Origin of the sequence: Clostridioides sp. ES-S-0006-03 (genome assembly GCF_020662275.1) — a bacterium.
In the GTDB taxonomy this organism is placed as follows: domain Bacteria; phylum Bacillota; class Clostridia; order Peptostreptococcales; family Peptostreptococcaceae; genus Clostridioides.
Genome location: NZ_JADGMM010000012.1, coordinates 86,389 through 108,548, shown reverse-complemented (window position 1 = coordinate 108,548; position 22,160 = coordinate 86,389). Strand labels below are relative to the sequence as shown.

Below are 22,160 nucleotides of genomic sequence, written 5' to 3'. Positions count from 1 at the left end.
CTTTTTTACAATTGAGTTTTATAAATTGTTAATAAAGAACATATTAAATAAGTATTATTTATAGGATAATAAAATTAAGGGTATAAATACAGCAATAGCATATTTAATTACATTAGTAACAATAAGACTAATATGATTAAATATGTTATTGTTTATATTTATACCCACTTACATGTAATTTTAAATTTATATAATTTAAATAAGAGTCTATTTTTCTAAATACTCTCTTCTTACTGAAGATGTTTTAAAATATTCAACAAGTTTATTTTTATCATTATTAAAGATAGCCTCTTTTATTAAATTCACTTCCATCTCAAAATTTTCTATAGATTTTAATAAATTATCTCTATTTCCTAAAAAAAGTTCACTCCATAGGTCTTCATTCATATTTGCAATACGAGTTAAATCCCTATAGCTATCTCCAATAAATTTGCCTGTATCTCTACCTTCTTCATCACTATTTATAAGAGCAACTGCCATTACATGAGGTAATTGAGATGTAAAAGCTATCATTTCATCATGTTTTTGTGCAGTTAATTTTTTTACTCTTTTAAATCCTATCTCTAAAATTAAATTCTCAACAAACTCCAAGTTTTTTATATTATTTCTGCCAGTTGGAGTAATTATATAATTTGCTTCTTTAAATACCTCATCACTCGCAAAATCAATTCCCTTTTTTTCTCTACCTGCCATTGGATGACCAAATATAAAATCTATATCATCTGGAATAATTTTTAAGACATCATTTATAAGAACTTCTTTTATTCCTGTGGTATCAGTAATTATAGTTCCTCTTTTAAAATACTCTTTATTATTTTCTAAAAAAGTTACAATTAATCTAGGATATATAGATAATATAATCAAATCAGCTTGTTTGAAAAATTCCTTCCCTGTAGTACATCCTTTTTTGATGATTTCTAACTCTTCTGCTTTTTTCAGAGTTTCAGAATCTATATCTACTCCAAACACATCTTCATATCCAGCTTTTTTCAATGCCTTAGCAAAAGAACCTCCTATAACTCCTAATCCTACAACAACAATATTCATTATTCTTATTTCCCCCTAGATTATTTTTTCATTAAATTCAAATTTAAAATTTTTATTAATTGCATTTTTGATATTATATACAGCATCATTTAATGATTTATCATTTAAAATTTCTATATCCGCAGCATTTTTATAAAGATTTATTCTTTCATTATAAAGATTGTATAATTTCTCTTTTCCATCTTGTAATAAGGGTCTTGAATTAATATTTATATCTTCTAAAATTTTTTCTATAGGTCTATTAATAAAAAGTATTATTCCTGCTTCTTTGAGTATTTCTATATTAATATCTTTTTTTATTACACCACCACCAGTAGAGACTACTGTTTTATCACTAGTAGAAAGTTCTCTACATGCTTGAGTTTCATAATTTCTAAAAACATCTTCTCCTTCTAAAAATAATTCTGCTATACTTTTTTGAGATATTTTATTTATATAATCATCCATATCACAAAAACTACAATTATATTCCTGTGCTAAAAGTTTTCCAATTGTAGTTTTTCCACTACCTGGCATACCTATTAATATTACTTTTTCTTTGTTTATCATAATCAATCCCCCTATAAAAAGTTTAATTTTATTTCTTCATATATAATATTTAAAACACCATTATCTATTTTAGTATTCTGCCATATTTCTTGAGATTTTATTGCTTGCCCAACCAACATATATAATCCATTACACGTTTTTTTACCTAGATTCTGACCAATTTCTAGAAAAGAAGTTTTTTTAGGATTGTAAATCAAATCTACTAATATATCAAAATTTTGTATAATAGATTTTGAGACAGGTGATAATCCTATATTAGGGTACATTCCTACTGGAGTTGCATTTAATATTATATCTCCTTTTATATTCTTAAGTTCTTCATAATCTATTAATATAGCTGAATTATTTGATAGCTTTTTATTATCTTTTTTTCTACTTGAAACATAAACTTTATCTATTCCAGAATCAAGAAGGTATGTTATGGCTGCTTTAGATGCACCTCCAGTACCTAATATAACAGCTGTCTTTCCTTGAATATCAATATTAGCTATTTTGAACATAATGTCAAGTCCAAAATAATCTGTATTATAGCCATATAATTTATTCTCTTTAAGTAAAATGGTGTTAACTGCCCCTATACGCTTTGCTTCTGGAGATATAAAATCTAAAAACTCCATGACTCTTTCTTTATATGGGACAGTAACATTTACACCTTTGATTCTTAATAATTTTATAGCATCATCCAACATTGGTATATTTTCTTTTGAAATCTCAAAGTTCTTATAAGCACCTTCAATATTCAATACTTCAAATAACCTCTTATGAATTTGAGGTGAAACGCTATGAGATAGCTTTTCACCTATTAGACCAAAAAAATTCATCTTTACACCTCCAATCATTCTGTTTAAAGAAAAAATTACATTTATCTATTCAATTTTATTTCTATATACACCGATAAATTTGAAGTATGCTGTATTACGTTCTATCATGTCTAATAAGCTACATACTTTTGAATCATATATAGAACATTCAAAATCTATATAAAAGAAATATCTCCAAGAAGCATTTTTCATTGGTCTTGATTCTATTTTTGTCATATTTATATTGTTTTCAGCAAAGTATCCAAGTATTTTATAAAGCTTTCCAGCTTCATTCTCAACAGAAAATACAATACTCATCTTATTTGACTCTTCTTCAATGTGTATCTCATTACTAATTACCACAAATCTAGTATAATTATCTGTTATATCATTTATACAAGGACTTATTATTTCTAATCCATAAATCGTTGCGGCTTTTTTACTAGCAATTGCTGCCTTTGTTTTATCTTGAAGCCTTTTAACAAGTTCAGCACTAGTTGCTGTATTATTAAAAGGTATCAATTTCCATTGACTATTTTGTTTTAAAAATTCACTACTCTGACCTATTCCTTGTGGATGTGAATATATTTCTTTAATATCTTCAAGGTTTGTGCCCTTTATTCCAATTAAATTTTGATTTATTTTTATACACTCTTCCCCAACTATATAGAATCCATATTTTCCTAAAAGGTCGTAAGTTTCAGAAATTGCTCCTGTAGAGGAGTTTTCTATAGGTATTATTCCATAATTTATTTCTTTATTTTGAAGTGCTATAAAGATATCTTCAAATTCTTTAAATTGTTTTTTTGTGATTTGAGTGTTAAAAAATTTTGTTAGTGCTTCTTCTGTGAATGAACCTGATATACCAGGAAATCCTACTAGGAGATTTTTTTTATTAAGTTCACTTTTTAATGATTTATATTTATATAGATTTAACAAATCAAAATTTTCATTTGATGAATTTGAACTGTTTTCATTTTTTTCCTCTACATCATTATCTATTAATCTTTTTTGCAAATTTCTACTAACTTCCATTACTGAATTGAAAAATTGTACAGTCTCTTGTGAATATTTTTTATCTTCTAGATTATCTACTGCTTTACTCAATACTTTTTCTTCTCTATCTTTTTGAAGTATAGTAGTATTATTTTTCATTTTATATCTAGCAATTTCGAGAACTATATTCATCCTTTTTTCAAATAGTTGAACAAGTTCCTTATCTATATCATCAATTTTATTTCTATATCTCGTTAAATCCTCCATTATTATCGTCCTTTCATCAAATCAAAAATTCCAATAGCTGTTACTGCTTCTATTACAGGTACAGCTCTTTGAACTATACAAGGGTCGTGTCTACCTTTAATAGCTAAAACATCATCTTTTTTATCTTTTATATTAACAGTATTTTGTTGTTTACTAATTGATGGAGTTGGCTTAATTGCTACTTTAAAAACTATTGGCATTCCAGTTGTAATCCCTCCAACAATCCCACCATTATTATTAGTTTTACTTTTTACTGTATCTCCATCATAGTACATTTCATCATTACTTTGAGAACCATACATGTCTGTACTATCAAATCCTAATCCAAATTCTACACCTTTTATAGATGGAACAGAAAATAGTAAATGTGATAGAGTAGATTCAACAGAATCAAAAAACGGATTTCCAACACCTACATTAACACCTACCACTGCACATTCAATTATACCACCAACTGAATCTCCCTGATTTTTTGCATCTAGAATAGTATTTTTTATAGCTTCTTCTTTTGATAAATCAAGCAAAGGTAATTCTAAATTTTGTAAATTTAATAATTCTTGTATTGAGATGTCTATATAATTAAAACCCTTATCCTCTATATTCTTGATTTTTTTTATGTGGGCTCCTATCTCTATACCTTCTTGTGATAAAATTTGTTTACATATAGAACCACAAAATACTAATGGAGCAGTTATTCTTCCTGAGAAATGTCCTCCTCCTCTATAGTCATTAAACCCAGAATATTTTATATGACCTGTATAGTCTGCATGACCTGGTCTCATCAAGTTTTTAACTTCTCCATAATCTTTTGAGCGAGTATCACTATTTCTTATAATTGCACATAATGGAGTTCCTGTAGTTTTTCCATCAAAATATCCACTTAAAATTTCTGGTATATCATTTTCATTTCTTGAAGTTGATATAGAATTTTTTCCTGGTGCTCTTCTCTTCATTTCTTTATCAATCTTATCAAGGTCTAACTCAATGCCAGCTGGAAGACCATCTATATTTATACCTATAGCATTTCCATGAGATTCTCCAAAGATGGATATTTTTAAATTATTTCCCCATATTCCACTCATCAATTCTTCCTCCTAACATCTCAAAATCTTTAAAAAAATGTGGATAAGACTTTGATACACACTCAAAATCTTTCAATATGATTGGTTTATCACATCTACAAGAAGCAATTGCAAGTGTCATGGCAATCCTGTGGTCTTTGTGACTCCATACCTCTACACCTCCATTTAATTTGCTTACTCCCTCAATTATCAAACTATCATCTTTTTCTTCTATATTTGCCCCAAGCTTACTTAACTCAACATTTATTGCATGAAGTCTATCACACTCCTTAATTCTAAGTCTTCCAGCATTGATTATAGTCGTCTTCCCTATACTTAAAGCTGCTACCACAGATAAAACGGGTATTATATCTGGGCATTGAGATGCATCTATCAAAGTACTATTTAGACAATTTGTTATTCCTTTAATTTTGTTGTCTTCTCTTAAAATTTCCACACCCATCCTTGATAAAATCTCAATAACTTCACTATCTCCTTGAAGAGAATTTTCTTTAAGGTCAAGTATGTTAATATCTTCTCCAATAGCATCTGCTGATAAATAAAATGCACCTTGAGAATAATCTCCTTCAACTTTATAATCTATAGATTTATAAGTTTGATTTCCTTTTATGATAAATTCTTTATAATTATTATTTACAATTTCTACTCCAAAATCTTTCATAGTTGAAATAGTTAAATCTAAATACCCTTTAGATTCCAGTTCAGTGGTAATTATTATCTTTGAGTCACTATCTAATGTAGGTAATATAAATAATAATCCTGTTATAAATTGAGAACTTATATTTCCTTTTACTCTAAATTCGTCTGGTTTAAGTTTTCCTGATACAATTAAATCCAGTTTATTTTCTTTGTAGTTGTATTCTATGCCTTGTCTGTCAAATATCTCATAATAAGTATCAAGTGGCCTTTTTCCAAGATTACCTCTTCCTATAAATCTTTTTACTCCATCAAAGGATAAAGATATAGGTACCAGAAACCTTAAAGTAGAACCTGATTCATTACAATCTATAGTCAATTTAGGTTGATTCAATTGATTCTCTTTATTTAAAATTGCTTCTTTAGAGTAGATTCCTGTAATTTCTAAAATGTCTTCTTTTTTTTCTATGGTTGCTCCTAATGATATCATTGCTCTTATAGTAGCTATAATATCATCAGAAAAATCTATATTAGAAATTCTACTTTTTCCATCACTTAAAGCTGCACAAATAACTGCTCTATGTGCAATACTTTTTGATGGAGGAATTTTCACATCTCCTGATAATTTGCTTGGATATATTTTTAAGCTTCCCATCATTTTACCTCCTGAAAAAATTTAGAAGTAGTATCATATATAATACTTTCTCCAATATCCTTTAAAAGTATTATTTTTAGTGTATCACCTAGATTTTTTTTATCAAGAGATATAGTATCTATTATGGATTTATTATCTCCTAATTCAACATCATAAGGTAAATCATAATTTATTAAAATTGATTTTATAAGCTCTGATGTACCTTGTTTTGTAATCCCTTTTTTTTCACTCTCTAATGTTATCTTATACATGCCTACACCAACAGCTTCTCCATGAGTATAACCTGTAAAGTTATAGTGTTTCTCAATAGCATGACCTAGTGTGTGTCCAAAATTTAAAAGCATCCTATCTCCTAAATCTCTCTCATCAGCTTCAACTACAGTTTTTTTGATAAGGCAACATTTGTGTATAATGTATTCTATATGTTGCATCACTTCTTCCCTATTTTTTAAGTTTGCAAGCTTATTAAAAAAAGTTTTATCTTTTATACATCCATACTTTATAACCTCTGCCATTCCATCTCTATAAAATTTTTCTGGAAGAGATGATAATACATCTGGGTCAATAAATACTGCTTTCGGCTGATAAAAACTCCCTACTAAGTTTTTTCCCCTTTCAAGGTCAACTCCAACTTTTCCACCTACAGAACTGTCCACTTGAGCTAATAGAGATGTTGGAATTTGAATAAAATTTACACCTCTTAAAAAAGTTGCTGCCGTAAATCCTCCTAAATCTCCAATTACCCCACCTCCCAATGTGATAATCAAATCTTTTCTAGTTAACTTAAAGTCAAGTAAACTTTCATATATTTTAGGTAGAGTATTAAATGACTTTGTCTCTTCACCAGCTTCTAATATTATAGCTTTAGTTTCAAATCCAGATTCAATCAAATTATTTTTAACTTCATATAAATATAATTTTGCTACATTTTCATCTGTAACAATAAAAATCTTATTTCCAGAATATATTTTTTTAATTTCTTTACCTATATTTTTTAATATACTTTTTTTTATAAATATATTGTAACTATTCTCTTTTAGATTAACTAATAATTTTTCTTCCACGTTTAACCATCCTTCTATAGATTATATTTCTCTTCCAACTGCTGATGCGATAGTTTTTAGTTCATTTATTAATCCTTCATACTCATCTGGTTTAATTGATTGTTTACCATCACAAAGTGCATGAGCTGGGTCATTATGAACTTCTATTATTAAACCATCTGCTCCAACCGCAATTGCTGCTTTAGATAGAGAGTCAACCATCCATGATTTTCCTGCTGCATGACTTGGGTCAACTATAACTGGTAAATGGCTAAGTTTTTTTACAGCTAAGATTGCACTTAAATCCAAAGTATTTCTAGTGTATGTTTCAAAAGTTCTTATACCTCTTTCACAAAGAACCACACTTTCATTTCCTCCAGCCATTATATATTCAGCTGACATTAGCCACTCTTCAATTGTAGCAGATAATCCTCTTTTTAAAAGTATTGTTTTATTTGTTTTTCCTAATTCTTTCAATAAATCGAAGTTTTGCATGTTTCTTGCTCCAACTTGAATTACATCTACATTTTCTTCAAATACATCTATATCTTGTGTTGACATTATTTCTGTAACTATAGGAAGACCTGTTTTTTCTTTTGCTTTTTTTAATAAATCTAATCCATCATATCTTAATCCTTGGAAAGCGTATGGAGATGTTCTTGGCTTGAATGCTCCTCCTCTTAAAAATCCTGCTCCTGATTTTTTTACATCTTCAGCTATAGAAACTATTTGTTCCTCTGTTTCAACAGAACAAGGACCAGCTATCATAGTAAGTTTTTTTGACCCAATTTCCATACCATCTACATTTATAATTGAAGGTTCTGGATGAAATTTTCTATTTGCTTTTTTAAAAGGTTCTACTACATGCATAACTTTTTCAACCACCTTATTTGCTTCTATTCTTTTGGCATCTATTTTACTAGTATCTCCAACTAACCCCAAAACAGTTAATTCTTTTCCATCTATAGGATTCACTTCTACACCTTCTTTACAAATAGCTTCTATTAATTTCTTAACTTCTCTCTTATCTGCTCCTACTTTTAATACCACTATCATCTTTACTACCCCCTAATGTTATATTTTTATACTTGAGTTTAAAATAAAAAAGAGAACTCATTAATGAGTTCTCTAAAATAATCTATTAAGCATCAAATCTTACATGACCATATAAAATAATCATTTTTATAAAATTGACCTATGCCCAAGGTTATTAAAATCAAGGCCTCACCAGAAAGGAATTACATGTATTTTTGTAAAAGAAATAGCCAGCGCTAAAATAAAAGCCCCAGAACATAAAATAAAAAAAGCTATAAAGTTTTGCCACTAGTTCTTTTAAAATCCCTTTCATAGTATTATCCTCCATTTTTATAATTTATTAATCTTCTTGTTTAATAATTATAGCAAAGAAAATATAATTGTCAATATTTTCTATAAATATTTTCAATTTAAAATATTTTTTTATTTTCTTAATACACTTTTTCTTTTAATATATTTTTCTAAAATCGTTTAAAAAGCATCTTATTTTTACAATAATTTTTTTATTTTAAATATTATAATTCCAACAAAAACTATGCCTAACATCAAAAGTAATGTTGCTGGATATCCATAAAGCCAGTTTAGTTCTGGCATATACCTAAAGTTCATTCCATATATTCCCGTTATAATTGTAAGTGGTGCAGAGATAGCCGTAAGTAAGGTCAATTTTGTAATTAAGTGATTCGTTTTTTCACCTACTCTAGAAGAATAAATATCTAGGAGTTTATCTGCTAGCTCACGTGTTGATAGTGCAAAATTATATAATTTATCAATACCAAAATCTATCCCTTGAAAATTTTCAAGATTATATTTTTTTACATTCGAGTATTTTAAATATCGTATATTTTCTTTAACTATTCTATCTCCAATATATAAAAGTGGTCTGGTGTTTTTAACTATAGTTCTAGTCAATCCTCTTACATCACTTATTCTAGAAACATGATTTTTATGAATATTGTCCATCATCTCATCTTCTATTTCAAGAATTAATTCTTCAACTTTTTCTAAAGATTCAAAACCATTTTTTATAACTTCTCTAAAAATTAAATAATTTATCTTAAAAAGGTTTATGACAGGATTTTTTTCAAGTTGAGAGTTTTTTAAAATAAGATTCTTTACAAATTCAAATAGAAAATGCTCTTCATTTACAACAACTAATATAAAATTATCTGATAAATACATATTTACTTCTTCTATAACAGCTTCTCCATTTCTCAATTCAAAAGTATTTAGGCTCAAAAAATCATAATTATCAAATAAATCAAGCTTTGTTATTTCATCAAATTTAAGACAATCATTAAATGTTATTTCATCTATATCCAAAGTTTCCTTGAGTAATTTTAAATTTTTTGGAGCACTTAATATAAGATATGAATTTTCTGGTATATAAAATTTTGTTCTAAAATCTTTTGCAATCTCTCTTGTATTTAAATTCAATATATACATAAATCTACTCCTAAACCTCAATTTACATTTTTAAAATTATATATATTTATTACTGTAATTATTTTTCACTATTTCAGTAATTATTATTTAATATTTATTTATATTAAATTTATTAGAAAATAAATATTAAATCTTTTATTTTTTAACTTAGACTTTTCTTACAAATTATACCATACTTTTATTTTAAAATGTGTTTAATATTATCAATGTTAAAAAAGTACTAAAAAATGAAATGCATATACTTAAATTAATAATAGCATACACACTTCATTTTAACTTAATCTAAATTATACAATTTTAGCATCCATTTTGCCTATTCATCATTTAGTCTATATCCAACACCAACTTCTGTAATTATATACCTAGGGTCAGCAGGTTGCTTCTCTATTTTTCGTCTTAATGTTGCCATAAAAACCCTTAAAGACTTAGTTTCATTGCCTATAATACTACCCCATATTTCTTTTATTATAAAATTATGAGTAAGTACTTTTCCATGATGCTTTGCAAGTAATGAAAGAATATTATATTCAATTGGTGTCAAATGTACTTCATTATTGTCAACAATAACTTTTCTTTTATCAAAATCAATAAATAATTCACCTACTTCAAACGTAGACCTAATCTCTTCTTTTTGTTGTAATTCTACTTGTGAGTGTCTAAACGCTACTCTGACCCTAGCTAATAACTCTACTATAGAAAATGGTTTTGTTAAGTAATCATCTGCACCTGCATCAAACACTTCTACCTTTTCTCTGTCTTGTTCTCTCGCTGAAACTACAATTATTGGTATATTTGAAAACTGCCTAATAGCTTTTATTACCTCTATTCCATCCATATCTTCTAACCCTAAATCTAATAGAACGACATCTGGAGAATATGATACAGCAATTGATATTCCTTCTTTACCAGTTATAGCCTCTTTAACATCATAATCTTGAGTTGCAAGTGCAGTAGATATAAATTTTCTTATTGTTTTATCATCCTCTACTAACAATATAAGTTTTTTACTCATTTCTTCCTCCAAAACTAAATTTCAAAATTTCATACTATTCATTTTCTTTTGGCAAACTAAATTTAAAAGTTGAACCTTTATCTTTATTGTTTACTACTAAAATTTCACCTTTATGAGCTTGAATTATAGATTTACAAATTGATAATCCAAGTCCAACACCTTTTCTAGAATCCTTAGTACCTTCTTCTCCAGTAAAAAATCGATCAAATATATGCTCTTTCAATTCTTTTGATATTCCAGGACCATTGTCAGACACTTCAAACCAAACATAATCTTCTTTTTCATATACAATTATATTTATCTTACAATCCTCTTTTGAATATTTTAAAGCATTATCTATTAGATTAATTAAAACCTGTTCTATTAATTTGGCATCCATAGGAACAAATAATATTTGCTCTGGTATATTAATATCTATAATTGCATTTTCAATTCTTTTTTTTATATTTTGCAATGACTCTGATATAATTTCCTCAACAAGTTCAGAACGTTTTTTGACTTCTAACTTTCCTTCATCTATCTTAGTCATGCTAAGCAAATTTTCAACAAGTCTTATTAACCACTGAGTATCTTCATATACACCACTAAGTAATTCGTCTATTATATCCTGACCTATAGTATCATTATTTTTTATAATTGTACTAACTGCTCCAGATATTCCTGCTAATGGTGTTCTGAGGTCATGTGAAACTGCTCTTAAAAGATTGCTTCTAAGCCTCTCTCTTTCTATCTCAAGATTAGTGTTTTCTTTTGCTTCTGATAGAATTTCTCTATCAAGAGCTATTGCCATTTGAGCAGTTATTGTTTCAATTAAACTTATATCTTCTGTATCTAATTTTGAATCAACACATGATATACCAATGACTCCCAAAGTTGAATTCATACCTATAATTGGTATATAATATCCTTTTGAACCAGGAAGTGTATCTGTATCACTACCTGCTACTGTTGAATTAGACAATACCCAACTTGCAACAGCCTTTTCATCTTCTATATCTAAATCATTTTTGTCCTTATTAGCAGTATTTTTTTTATAGAACTTTGATTTCTTATCCTTATCCACATTTAAATAACAAACTATATCTCTACTTAGACTAAGACATAAAAGTTCTATACCCTTATTTACTATATCATCTTTATTCGACAATCTTAAAAATCCCTTAATGATTTGATATATCATTTTTGTATTTTCTTCTCTTTTAGCAGCTGTATCTGCTTCATGTTGTATCTTGGATGTAAGAGTACTAGTTATTATACCAACTATTGAGAATACAACTAATGTTACTATATAATTTGAATCAGCTATTGACAGTGTATATAAAGGTGCTGTAAAAAAATAATTTAACAGTACTATATTAAATACAGAACTTATTATACCTGTACTATATCCTTTAGTCCACATAGAAACCAAAACTACACCTAACATATATATTAGTAATATATTTTCTCTTATAAATCCCATACTTTGTACTATATATGCCAAAATGCTTATCACTGAAGTAATAATTATAAGTTTTATAAAATCAGTTTTACTAATTTTAAATTTTGATTTTATTGATGAGTTATCTTTTTTAGGTCTATATTTAACCTCTGAAGCAAATTTATAAGGGATTATATGTATATCTATATAATCAACTTCATCTATTAATTTGTCAACTATATCTTTTTTCAGTTTTTTACTCAATTTTTTAGTATTTGAATGATTTCTGCCTATTACAATTTTTGTTACATTTCTTATCTTGGCAATTCTAAGTATCTGTTCTATTACATTTTCACCATGTAAAACAATTATCTCAGCACCCAACTTCTTAGCTAGTTTTAAATTGTTTTGTAATTGTTTTTGCTCCTCAAAAGGCAATTTTGCTGTATTTGGAGTTTCAACATATAAAGCTATCCACTTAGCAAACGTACTATCTGCTATCCTAGATGCAGTTCTAATAACCTTAGCTGAAGATGGAGATGGGCTTATACATGCAAGAAGTGTATCTGATGTAGGTATTACTGTTACATCACCCTTTGATAATCTAGTCATTTGAACTTCTTTATTTACTCTTTCGGCTGTTTTTCTAAGTGCAATTTCCCTAAGTGCAACTAGATTGTCTTTTATAAAAAAATTATCTTTTGCTCTAATTGCCTGTTCCTTTTTATATATTTTACCTTCATTAAATCTTTCAAGAAGTACGTCAGGTTCAACATCTATAAGCTCTAATTGTGTACTTGTATCTAAAAATTTATCTGGTATAGTTTCTTTGACTGATACATTTGTAATTATCTCCACAATATCATTTAAACTTTCTAGATGTTGTACATTTACAGTAGTATATACATTTATACCTGCTAGTAATAATTCTTCTATATCCTGCCATCTTTTAGTATGCCTTAACCCAGTGACATTAGAGTGAGCAAACTCATCAACTAATATAACTTCTGGCTTTCTTGCTAATGCTGCATCTAAATCAAACTCTTTTAATTTTATAGATTTATATTCTATTTCTTTTACAGGAAGAGTCTCTAATCCGTCAAGTAATGCTAATGTTTCTGGTCTAGTATGTGGTTCAATATATCCAACAACTACATCAACCCCTACTTTTTTTAAATTTTGTGCAGATTCCAACATAGAATAAGTTTTACCTACACCTGCTGCATACCCAAAAAATATTTTTAACTGACCTCTATTTAGTTTTTTTTCTTCATTCTTTATTTTTTTTAATAGAATATCAGGATTTGGTCTGTCCATCAAACAACCTCCTTGTACATTTCATTACTATTATAATATCAATTCTAGTATAAAAATGTAGTTAAGATGTATTTTTAATGATTAAGATTATGTAAAGATACAAGTATGTAGTTTAATTGTAAAATAAAAATGCCTATTATTTAGGCATTTTTATTTTTTACACAGTCATTTTTATCGATTCTCTTGTTTTGATTTATATAGATATTTATTTATATTTTATTGAAAATACATTAACATTTTTAAATATGCAAATATATCTTTAAATAAAACTATTACTACAATCTTTATTTCAACATGGTTACTTTAAATTCAGTATTTCCATGAACTCATCACCTGTAATTGTCTCTTTTTCTAATAAATATTCAGCAAGTTCATGTAGCTTATCAATATTATTCTCTAAAATCTCAATTGCTTTTTTATGACAAGTCTTTACTATTCTAAATACTTCTTCATCAATTTTAGCTGCAGTATCTGAAGAACAAGCAAGAGAAGAGTCTCCTCCTAGGTACTGATTACTTACTGTTTCAAGAGCAACCATATCAAATTCCTCACTCATACCAAGACGAGTAACCATAGCTCTTGCAATCTTAGTAGCTTGCTCTATATCATTTGATGCACCTGATGTACAAGTATCAAAAATAACTTCTTCAGCAGCACGACCACCTGTAAAAGTAGTTATTTTATCAATGGCTTCCTCTTTGGACATAAGTACACTTTCATCTTCTGCAACTTGCATAGTATAACCCAATGCACCTGAAGTCCTAGGTATTATTGTAATTTTATGGACAGGTGCAGAATGTTTCTGCATTGCAGCAACAAGTGCATGACCTATTTCATGGTAAGCTATGATTTTCTTTTCTTTATCAGAAATCACAGCTCCTTTACGTTGATATCCTGCAATTACAGTCTCAACAGATTCCTCAAAATCTTGTTGTTCTACTACATCTCTGCCAGACTTAACTGCTAAAAGTGCTGCTTCATTTACAATATTTGCAAGTTCTGCTCCAGATGCACCTGATGTAGACCTAGCAATTGCATTATAATCTATATTTGAGTCTACATTTACATTTTTAGCATGTACCTTTAGGATAGCTTCTCGTCCTCCAAGGTCTGGAAGTTCAACTGGTATACGTCTATCAAATCGTCCTGGGCGAAGTAATGCTTTATCAAGACTATCAGGTCTATTCGTTGCAGCTAGTATTACTACACCTATTCCACCATCAAATCCATCCATTTCACTTAATAATTGATTTAAAGTTTGTTCACGTTCATCATTTCCGCCTATTCCACTTCCATTATCACGCTTTTTACCTATAGTATCAATTTCATCTATAAACACTATACATGGAGCTTTTTCTTTAGCTTGTTTAAATAAATCACGTATTCTAGATGCTCCCATACCTACAAACATCTCAACAAATTCAGAACCAGATATTGAGAAAAATGGTACATCTGCTTCGCCTGCTACAGCTTTTGCAAGTAGTGTTTTTCCTGTTCCTGGAGGCCCTACTAAAAGTGCACCTTTTGGCATTTGTGCTCCTATTTTTTTGTATTTTTCTGGATTGTGTAAGAAATCTACTATCTCACTTAGAGCTTCTTTTGCCTCATCTTGACCAGCTACATCATTAAATCTTTTTCCACTTTGAGCAGATACATACATTTTGGCATTGCTCTTTCCAAATTGCATACTATTGCCACCCATTCGTTTTTGCATTGATTTCATCATTAAATTACCAAATAGCATAAGAATACCTATAGGTACTATCCATGTAAGTAAAATACTCAAAAGAGGTGAATTTTCTTTAGGAATAATCTTAGTAAATTCTACTTTTGCATCTTTTAATCTATCAACTAGTTCTGGGTCATCCATTCTACCAGTTATGTATATATTTTTATCCTTACTACTAGATGGGCTTATTGCAATTTTATTACTTTCTATTTCAACAGATTTAACCTTTCCTGAATCTAACATTGTAAGAAATTTTCCATAATCAATCTCAACCATTTTTTTATCCATTAGACTTGGAAATATTAAAGCATTTAAAAACATTACTACTATTATTATTATTGTATAATAATAGAGTATTGACCTCTTTTGTGGTTTGTGTTCATCCATAATTTTGTTCTCCTTTAAATTAATTTTATGTTATTTGCAATCAATATGAGTTAAAAGCCTATTTAATTTTTCTAAGCCCTCTATTATATCTTCCATATCTTGCAATTTTTCACTAGTCATATTTTCAAAATAGTCATCAAAAATACTACTTGAAATATTTTCTTGTATATCCAGCGATTTTTCTGTAACTTTAACTTTTACAATTCGTTGGTCTTCTTTATCTCTTATACGATTTAAAAATCCATTTTTTTCGAGTCTTTGACATATTACTGACACATTGCTATTTGTCATATTCAAATTTTTACCTAAATCACTTATTTTTTTCTCTCCATGTTCACATAGTTCTGATAAAATCAAAGCTTGTACTGCTGTAATCCCAAGTGGTTGATAGAACTGACTTAATGAAGTTGTAAATTTGATATTTATATCTCTAGTTAATTCTAGCAGTGCTTTTTTAAAACTTATCTCATCCATATAAATTCTCCCTGTAAAAATACTTTATTTTACTAATATTTTTAACTTTAAATTCAAAAATATTTTATAAATAATCCTTAACACTATAAATATTTAATGTATTAAATATTATAGTATTAAGGATTTATTGTCAATAACAATATTGTAACTTCAGTTATAAATAGTTTATCTTATCTTATTGAAATTTTTGAATAAGATATTTTTAATAAAAAATCGATGTATTTATTTTACACCGATTCCTCTCATTTTAATCTTATTCAAAAATAAAAATCTAAAGTTATTTACTATTACAATAAATTTAATCTTCTGTTAACATATTATATACAAAATCAAAACTTCCTTTATGTGCTCCCAAGGTCGTTTCCATAATACAAACAAATGCCTTTGCTTTTTGCAGTATTTCATCATTATCCCAATCAAACATGCCTTTATCAAATATACACTCAGAAGAAACAAGTAAAAACTCTATTGTCTCTTTTGGATATTTTGTATTGAATACACCTTCTCTTATACCTTGTTCTACTACCTCTGTTAATATAGGTGTAAAATTTAAAATAGTTTTGACTATTGTCTTTTGATGCATCTCAGCATTGTTGGGTTGTTGAAATTGGTTAATCACTTTTTCTTTACTTCCTCCAACTTTAGGTCTTTGAGATATTAATATCTGAAAGAACTTTTCAATAACTGGAATATCTGGATTTGAAGCAATTTCTTTCAACATCTTTATATCATTATCTATAATTCTAGTTATAATTTCATCCATTACCTCTTCTTTAGATTTAAAATAGTAATAAAATGTTCCTTTTGCAATTCCAATCTCATTTAAAATATCATTTACAGTAGTTTTTGTATAACCTTTAGTACAAAAAAGCATTTCAGCTGTATCAAGTATTTCATTTTTACGTTCTTCAGGGTCTTTTATAATTCTCATATACTTTCTCCTTTCAATAGACCAACAGTCGGTTTAGTTTTATTATATAAAACTACTTTTATAATGTCAATTTTATAAAATAAAAATAAGGTATAAAGAAGTATGATAATTACTTTTATACCTTATAGATTCTCATATTTTTTAGTTGCGTTTTATATTATTAGATAGTTTTTTATCCAATTTCTAAACAAAAGTTCTGAATGCTTTTTCCATTTAACAGTTGGTTCTTTTGAAGGATCATCATTTATATAATAATTTTTAGGTATTGAGATTTTATCACCTCTATCTACATCTCTTTTATATTCTTTATCTAAAGTGTATTTATCATACTCACTGTGACCCATTACAAATACATCTCTTGAATTTGTAATTATATAAGGACCAGCTTCTTTAGAATGGCTTACAATGCTCAATTCATCATTATTTTTCAAAGTTTCAATATTTACAGTAGTGTGTCTTGAATGTGGAGCAAAAAACTCTTTTTCAAATCCATCTACTATCTTACTATTTTTATCCACTTCATGCTTAAATACTCCAAAACATTTTTGACTTAATGGAAGTTTTTTTACATTGTAGTATTTGTAAAGACCTGCTTGAGCTGCCCAACATATATATAATGTAGATTTAGCCTTTCTTTTAGAATAATCCATAATATCTTTTAGTTCATCCCAATAATCAACGTCTTCAAACTCCATTTGTTCAACTGGAGCTCCTGTTATTATAAAACCATCAAAAGATTCTTTTTTTGCTTCATCAAATGTTTTATAAAAATTCTTAACATATTCATTACAACTTCTTTTACTCTCTCTTGTTGAGATTTTAATAAATTCTACAGATACATTAAAACCTGTCTTGTCTATTCTTCTAAGTAAATCTAACTCTGTATCTATTTTTATTGGCATTAGATTTAATATAGCTATTTTAGTATCTATATTTTCTTTGTATTCTAAATCTTTATTAAAGTCTTCTTTACAAATTACATCTATTCCTTCATCTAATAATTTATTAATAACAGGTAGTCCCTTTGGTAGTATTAAAGCCATATCTTTTCACTTCTCTTTCTCTTATACTATTAGAAATTTAAAGCTTGATTTAAATCAGCTATTAAATCCTCTACATTTTCTATTCCAACAGATAATCTTATTAGGGAAGGTAATACTCCAGACGCAATTAATTGTTCTTCTGTTAATTGTCTGTGAGTAGTTGAAGCTGGATGTATAACACAAGTTCTTACATCTGATACATGAGTTACTAATGCTGCTATTTGTAGTTTTTCCACAAATTTTTTAGCATTTTCAAGTCCTCCTTTTACTCCAAATGATAAAACTCCACTACATCCTTTTGATAGATATTTCTTGGCATTTCCATAATACTTATTATTTTCAAGCCCTGGATAGTTAATCCAATCTACATTTTTATGTTTTTCTAAAAACTCAGCTATCTTAAGTGCATTTTCACTATGTCTCTCCATTCTAAGATGTAGTGTTTCAATATTTAAATTAGTAAGATATGCGTTAAATGGGCTCAGGCAATTTCCATAGTCTCTAAGTAATTGAACTCTTGTTTTAGTAGCATATGCAGCATTGCCAAACTTCTCAGTATAACTTATTCCATGATATGTTGGGTCTGGCTCAACTAATTCTGGAAATTTTCCATTGTCCCAGTTAAAATTTCCACCATCTACTATAATTCCACCAACACTTGAAGCATGGCCATCTAAGTATTTTGTAGTAGAATGAGTGACTATGTTTGCTCCATATTTTAGCGGATTACAAAGTACTGGTGATGCTAATGAGTTGTCAACTATAAATGGAACATTAATTCTTTTAGCTACATTTGCTATTTTTTCAAAATCTATAACTTCAAGAGTTGGATTTGCAAGTGTTTCTGCAAATACAACTTTAGTATTTTCATTTGCAAGTTCTACTATTTCATCTTCGCTTGCATCTAAATCAAATGATATTAAATCTATTCCAAATTTTTTAAGACTAGGCCCTAATAAATTAAATGTTCCTCCATATACTTTTGAAGAACAAAGTATACTATCTCCAGATTTACATATATTTAAAACTGCTAACATATTTGCAGATTGACCTGATGATACAGCAACAGATGATACTCCTCCCTCTAACAAACTTATCTTTTCTTCAAAAGCTTGAACTGTAGGATTACTTATTCTGGAATACATATGACCATCAGCTTTTAAATCAAATAAGTCAGCAAGTTGGTCTATACTACTATATTTAAAAGTTGTACTTTGATATAAAGGTAAAACTCTTGGTTCTCCATTTCCTGGCTTATAATTTCCTTGCACACATATTGTTTCTTTGTTATACATTTTTGTATCCCCCTTAGATTTTAATTAAGAAAATTAAACTATTTGTCAGATGAGATTTAAAATAAATAAAGCCTGAGTATATAACTCAGGCTCTGTATAAGCTTAATTATACTCATCTCTCAGCTTTCGCCGCAGGATTTAGCACCAATGTATATAAATATACTGGTTGCCGGGTTTCATAGGGCCAGTCCCTCCACCTCTCTGGATAAGATTTATTTAATTTTTCTATGTTTTATATCTTATATTTTTTTCCTAATTTTGTCAACTATTTTTCATATAATTTTCTTTTAAGAACTTTTCCAATCTCTACTTGCACTACAGACATTATAGCTAAAATCACTGTTACAAGCCACTGTGAGCTATTTAAAACAGTTAAATTAAATGCATCTCTAAAATTAGGGACAAATAATATAACTGCCATAAGCAAAGCAGAAGTTAAAAATGAGATTAAAAGAAATGGGTTTTTAGCACTATTTCTAGTAAACATAGAATCTGTATTTGAACGCTGGCTAAATGCACGCAACATTTGTGAAAATGCTAATACACAAAATGCCATTGTTTGACCTACAGTATGGTTTCCTATATTAAGACCAATTTTATATGCTAAAATGGTCATTATTGCTACAAATATCCCCTGAGTAATAACTCTTTGTACAAGGTTTTTTTCAAACAAACTTTCTGATTTAACAGGCTGATGCTTCATTATATTTCTACTTGGTGGGTCAACTCCAAGAGCAAGAGCTGGAAGAGTTGCTGTTGCAAGGTTTACCCATAGAATATGCACAGCAAGAAGTGGAGTATCCCAGTTTAACAATATTGCAACAAATAGTGTAAGTATCTCTGCTATATTTCCAACAAGCAAGAATTGTATAACCTTTTGTATATTTCTATATACACGTCTACCTTCTTTTATTGCATATGCAATTGTGGTAAAACTATCATCCATTAAAATCATATCTGAAGAATCTTTTGCCACATCTGTACCACTTATACCCATAGCTATACCAATATCAGCAGACTTTAATGCAGGGGAGTCATTTACCCCATCTCCAGTCATTGCTGGTACTTCTCCAATTCTTTTTAGAGACTGTATAATTCTAAGTTTATCAAATGGTGATACACGAGCAAATACTGTCACATTTTTAACAGCTTTATCAAGTTCATCATCACTTAAATTATCAAGTTCATCACCAGATATAACAGTATTTCCTTCATTCCAAATTCCAAGTTCATGAGCTATTGTTGTGGCAGTGACTTTATGGTCACCTGTTATCATTATGGTTCTTATGCCCGCTTCTTTACAAGTTTTTACTGCATCAGTTACCTCGGTTCTTGGTGGGTCAATCATACCAACCATACCAATAAATGTCAAATCATATTCTATGTTTTCACTATCTTCCTTTGGTATCGATAAAATTTCACGCTTAGCAAAACCAAGTACACGTAATGCATCTTTAGACATAGTAAGACATAATTCGTGTATGTTTTTTTTGTCCATCTCTGTAATGTTTCTTTCACCTTTTGATGTTAATATTTTGGTACATAAATGGAGAAGTTCATCCACTGCACCTTTAGTATATGCTGTGATTTTTCCATCTATATCATGAACAGTTGTCATACATTTTCTGTCAGAATCAAAAGGTTGCTCAAATACACGTGGATATTTCTCTTCAAGAGCTTCTTGATCTATTCCAAATTTATTAGCCATAAAAATCAATGAACCTTCTGTTGGATCACCTAATATTTCATCTTTTTTATCTGGATTTATACATGCATCGTTACAAAGTGCACCAGCATAAACAAGCTCTTTATATACTAGTGGATGTTTCTCAGACGCAGTATCTATTGATGTTACTTTTCCAGATTCAAAATCGCCATTTACAGCAATATGTGTAACAGTCATTTTATTTAAGGTTAATGTACCAGTTTTATCACAACATATTACTGTAGCTCCTCCTAATGTTTCAACTGCTGGCAACTTTCTAATCAAAGCGTTTCTTTTAGCCATACGTTGCACACCTAGAGCCATTACAATGGTTGCTGTTGCAGGTAATCCCTCTGGAATGATTGATATAGCAAGTGAAATTGCAATCATAAACATTGGTAAGAGAGGTCTCTGATAAAATGCACCTATTGCAAATATAATAACGCATACAATAATACCTATAACACTTAATGTTTTTCCAACAGTATTAAGTTTACGTTTTATAGGAGTATCAAAATCATTTTGTGAATCTAAAAGATGTGCTATATTACCTACTTCTGTGTCCATCCCAGTTGCAACTACAACACCTACACCTCTACCATATGTGACAATTGAAGACGTATAGGCCATATTACTACGGTCTCCTAATACACATTCTTCAGGTAAAATGCCATCTGAATCTTTTTCTGATGGGACAGACTCTCCTGTTAAAGAAGCTTCTTGAATTTTTAAACTAGATGTATCTATTAAACGAATGTCTGCTGGAATCATCGCTCCATCTTCTAAAAAAACAATATCTCCTATTACAAGATTACTTGCTTGAATAACATTTTCTTCACCATCACGTATAACACGTGCTGTAGGTGAATTCATATTTTTTAGTGCTTCCAATGATGATTCTGCTTTTTTTTCTTGAACAATACCAATAACTGCATTTACTGTTACAATTATTAGAATTACAAAAGCTTCTGTAAATTCTCCAAATGCTAAAGATAATACTGATGCACCTATTAGTATCAATACCATAGCATCTGTAACTTGGGTCCAAAGCATTTGTAAAACTGTTCTAGGTGGTCTTTTTCTCAGTTCATTTAAACCATACTCTTTAATCCTGTTTTCCGCCTCGGTATCGGTGAGCCCCTCCTCTGATGAGTCTAAACTCTCTAATACTTCATGTGTTGCCATCGAATGCCAAGGCATCTGTTTGTGATTTTCCATTTTGGAAGATCACTCCTTTCTTTTTTTGATTTAAGAATAATTATATTTTAAAATCCAATTCAATTCAATACTC

General features: G+C 28.8%; 17 protein-coding genes and 1 riboswitch. All 17 genes read right to left on the bottom strand.

Annotated elements, in window-relative coordinates:
• Positions 1–207: 207 nt before the first annotated feature.
• On the bottom strand, positions 208–1,047 hold the full coding sequence (locus IR151_RS15350; RefSeq protein WP_227436093.1) for a prephenate dehydrogenase: 840 nt from the start codon (positions 1,045–1,047) through the stop codon (positions 208–210).
• Positions 1,048–1,062: 15 nt separating this feature from the next.
• A complete protein-coding gene (locus tag IR151_RS15345; RefSeq protein WP_227436091.1) occupies positions 1,063–1,596 on the bottom strand; it encodes a shikimate kinase in 534 nt (177 codons plus the stop codon).
• Positions 1,597–1,607: 11 nt separating this feature from the next.
• Entirely contained in the window at positions 1,608–2,417 is an 810-nt protein-coding gene (gene aroE / locus IR151_RS15340) for a shikimate dehydrogenase (protein ID WP_227436087.1), read from the bottom strand.
• Between the two features lie 45 nt (positions 2,418–2,462).
• Positions 2,463–3,659, bottom strand: a complete 1,197-nt coding sequence (pheA, locus tag IR151_RS15335; protein ID WP_227436086.1) for a prephenate dehydratase — start codon at positions 3,657–3,659, stop codon at positions 2,463–2,465.
• A gap of 2 nt (positions 3,660–3,661) precedes the next feature.
• Positions 3,662–4,741 carry a chorismate synthase gene (gene aroC, locus IR151_RS15330; RefSeq protein ID WP_227436083.1) on the bottom strand — a complete coding sequence of 360 codons (1,080 nt, stop codon included), beginning with the start codon at positions 4,739–4,741 and terminating at the stop codon, positions 3,662–3,664.
• The gene (aroA, locus tag IR151_RS15325; protein ID WP_227436081.1) at positions 4,719–6,032 is read right to left on the bottom strand and encodes a 3-phosphoshikimate 1-carboxyvinyltransferase; all 1,314 of its coding nucleotides are present in this window, start codon (positions 6,030–6,032) and stop codon (positions 4,719–4,721) included. The genes aroC and aroA overlap by 23 nt, the downstream gene beginning before the upstream one ends.
• Entirely contained in the window at positions 6,032–7,096 is a 1,065-nt protein-coding gene (gene aroB, locus IR151_RS15320; protein WP_227436072.1) for a 3-dehydroquinate synthase, read from the bottom strand. Before aroB ends, aroA begins: the two co-directional genes overlap by 1 nt.
• A 21-nt stretch (positions 7,097–7,117) precedes the next feature.
• A complete protein-coding gene (gene aroF / locus IR151_RS15315) occupies positions 7,118–8,131 on the bottom strand; it encodes a 3-deoxy-7-phosphoheptulonate synthase (protein ID WP_227436070.1) in 1,014 nt (337 codons plus the stop codon).
• A gap of 468 nt (positions 8,132–8,599) precedes the next feature.
• Complete coding sequence (locus IR151_RS15310) at positions 8,600–9,556, bottom strand: CorA family divalent cation transporter (protein ID WP_227436068.1); 957 nt, start codon at positions 9,554–9,556, stop codon at positions 8,600–8,602.
• A gap of 313 nt (positions 9,557–9,869) precedes the next feature.
• Positions 9,870–10,568 (bottom strand): response regulator, encoded by a 699-nt coding sequence (locus tag IR151_RS15305; protein ID WP_227436066.1) that lies wholly within the window; start codon positions 10,566–10,568, stop codon positions 9,870–9,872.
• A gap of 34 nt (positions 10,569–10,602) precedes the next feature.
• Positions 10,603–13,305 carry a sensor histidine kinase gene (locus IR151_RS15300; protein ID WP_227436064.1) on the bottom strand — a complete coding sequence of 901 codons (2,703 nt, stop codon included), beginning with the start codon at positions 13,303–13,305 and terminating at the stop codon, positions 10,603–10,605.
• Positions 13,306–13,603: 298 nt separating this feature from the next.
• Positions 13,604–15,421: an ATP-dependent zinc metalloprotease FtsH gene (gene ftsH, locus IR151_RS15295; RefSeq protein WP_227436062.1), complete on the bottom strand. Its 1,818-nt coding sequence runs from the start codon at positions 15,419–15,421 to the stop codon at positions 13,604–13,606.
• Positions 15,422–15,451: 30 nt separating this feature from the next.
• A complete protein-coding gene (locus IR151_RS15290) occupies positions 15,452–15,895 on the bottom strand; it encodes a MarR family transcriptional regulator (protein ID WP_227436061.1) in 444 nt (147 codons plus the stop codon).
• A gap of 298 nt (positions 15,896–16,193) precedes the next feature.
• Positions 16,194–16,826: a TetR/AcrR family transcriptional regulator gene (locus tag IR151_RS15285; protein WP_227436059.1), complete on the bottom strand. Its 633-nt coding sequence runs from the start codon at positions 16,824–16,826 to the stop codon at positions 16,194–16,196.
• A gap of 152 nt (positions 16,827–16,978) precedes the next feature.
• On the bottom strand, positions 16,979–17,869 hold the full coding sequence (locus IR151_RS15280) for a homoserine O-succinyltransferase (RefSeq protein ID WP_227436057.1): 891 nt from the start codon (positions 17,867–17,869) through the stop codon (positions 16,979–16,981).
• Between the two features lie 29 nt (positions 17,870–17,898).
• Positions 17,899–19,164: an O-acetylhomoserine aminocarboxypropyltransferase/cysteine synthase family protein gene (locus IR151_RS15275; protein WP_227436055.1), complete on the bottom strand. Its 1,266-nt coding sequence runs from the start codon at positions 19,162–19,164 to the stop codon at positions 17,899–17,901.
• 109 nt (positions 19,165–19,273) lie between these two features.
• A riboswitch (SAM riboswitch) is annotated at positions 19,274–19,376 on the bottom strand.
• A 53-nt stretch (positions 19,377–19,429) separates the two neighbouring features.
• Entirely contained in the window at positions 19,430–22,087 is a 2,658-nt protein-coding gene (locus IR151_RS15270) for a calcium-translocating P-type ATPase, PMCA-type (RefSeq protein WP_227436052.1), read from the bottom strand.
• Positions 22,088–22,160: the final 73 nt, after the last annotated feature.

What these genes read in the sequence shown, in the direction of transcription:
- IR151_RS15350 (WP_227436093.1), bottom strand. Translation starts at nt 1,047, where the DNA reads ATGAATATTGTTGTTGTAGGATTAGGAGTTATAGGAGGTTCTTTTGCT.
- IR151_RS15345 (WP_227436091.1), bottom strand. Translation starts at nt 1,596, where the DNA reads ATGATAAACAAAGAAAAAGTAATATTAATAGGTATGCCAGGTAGTGGA.
- aroE (WP_227436087.1), bottom strand. Translation starts at nt 2,417, where the DNA reads ATGAATTTTTTTGGTCTAATAGGTGAAAAGCTATCTCATAGCGTTTCA.
- pheA (WP_227436086.1), bottom strand. Translation starts at nt 3,659, where the DNA reads ATGGAGGATTTAACGAGATATAGAAATAAAATTGATGATATAGATAAG.
- aroC (WP_227436083.1), bottom strand. Translation starts at nt 4,741, where the DNA reads ATGAGTGGAATATGGGGAAATAATTTAAAAATATCCATCTTTGGAGAA.
- aroA (WP_227436081.1), bottom strand. Translation starts at nt 6,032, where the DNA reads ATGGGAAGCTTAAAAATATATCCAAGCAAATTATCAGGAGATGTGAAA.
- aroF (WP_227436070.1), bottom strand. Translation starts at nt 8,131, where the DNA reads ATGATAGTGGTATTAAAAGTAGGAGCAGATAAGAGAGAAGTTAAGAAA.
- IR151_RS15310 (WP_227436068.1), bottom strand. Translation starts at nt 9,556, where the DNA reads ATGTATATATTGAATTTAAATACAAGAGAGATTGCAAAAGATTTTAGA.
- IR151_RS15305 (WP_227436066.1), bottom strand. Translation starts at nt 10,568, where the DNA reads ATGAGTAAAAAACTTATATTGTTAGTAGAGGATGATAAAACAATAAGA.
- IR151_RS15300 (WP_227436064.1), bottom strand. Translation starts at nt 13,305, where the DNA reads ATGGACAGACCAAATCCTGATATTCTATTAAAAAAAATAAAGAATGAA.
- ftsH (WP_227436062.1), bottom strand. Translation starts at nt 15,421, where the DNA reads ATGGATGAACACAAACCACAAAAGAGGTCAATACTCTATTATTATACA.
- IR151_RS15290 (WP_227436061.1), bottom strand. Translation starts at nt 15,895, where the DNA reads ATGGATGAGATAAGTTTTAAAAAAGCACTGCTAGAATTAACTAGAGAT.
- IR151_RS15285 (WP_227436059.1), bottom strand. Translation starts at nt 16,826, where the DNA reads ATGAGAATTATAAAAGACCCTGAAGAACGTAAAAATGAAATACTTGAT.
- IR151_RS15280 (WP_227436057.1), bottom strand. Translation starts at nt 17,869, where the DNA reads ATGGCTTTAATACTACCAAAGGGACTACCTGTTATTAATAAATTATTA.
- IR151_RS15275 (WP_227436055.1), bottom strand. Translation starts at nt 19,164, where the DNA reads ATGTATAACAAAGAAACAATATGTGTGCAAGGAAATTATAAGCCAGGA.
- IR151_RS15270 (WP_227436052.1), bottom strand. Translation starts at nt 22,087, where the DNA reads ATGGAAAATCACAAACAGATGCCTTGGCATTCGATGGCAACACATGAA.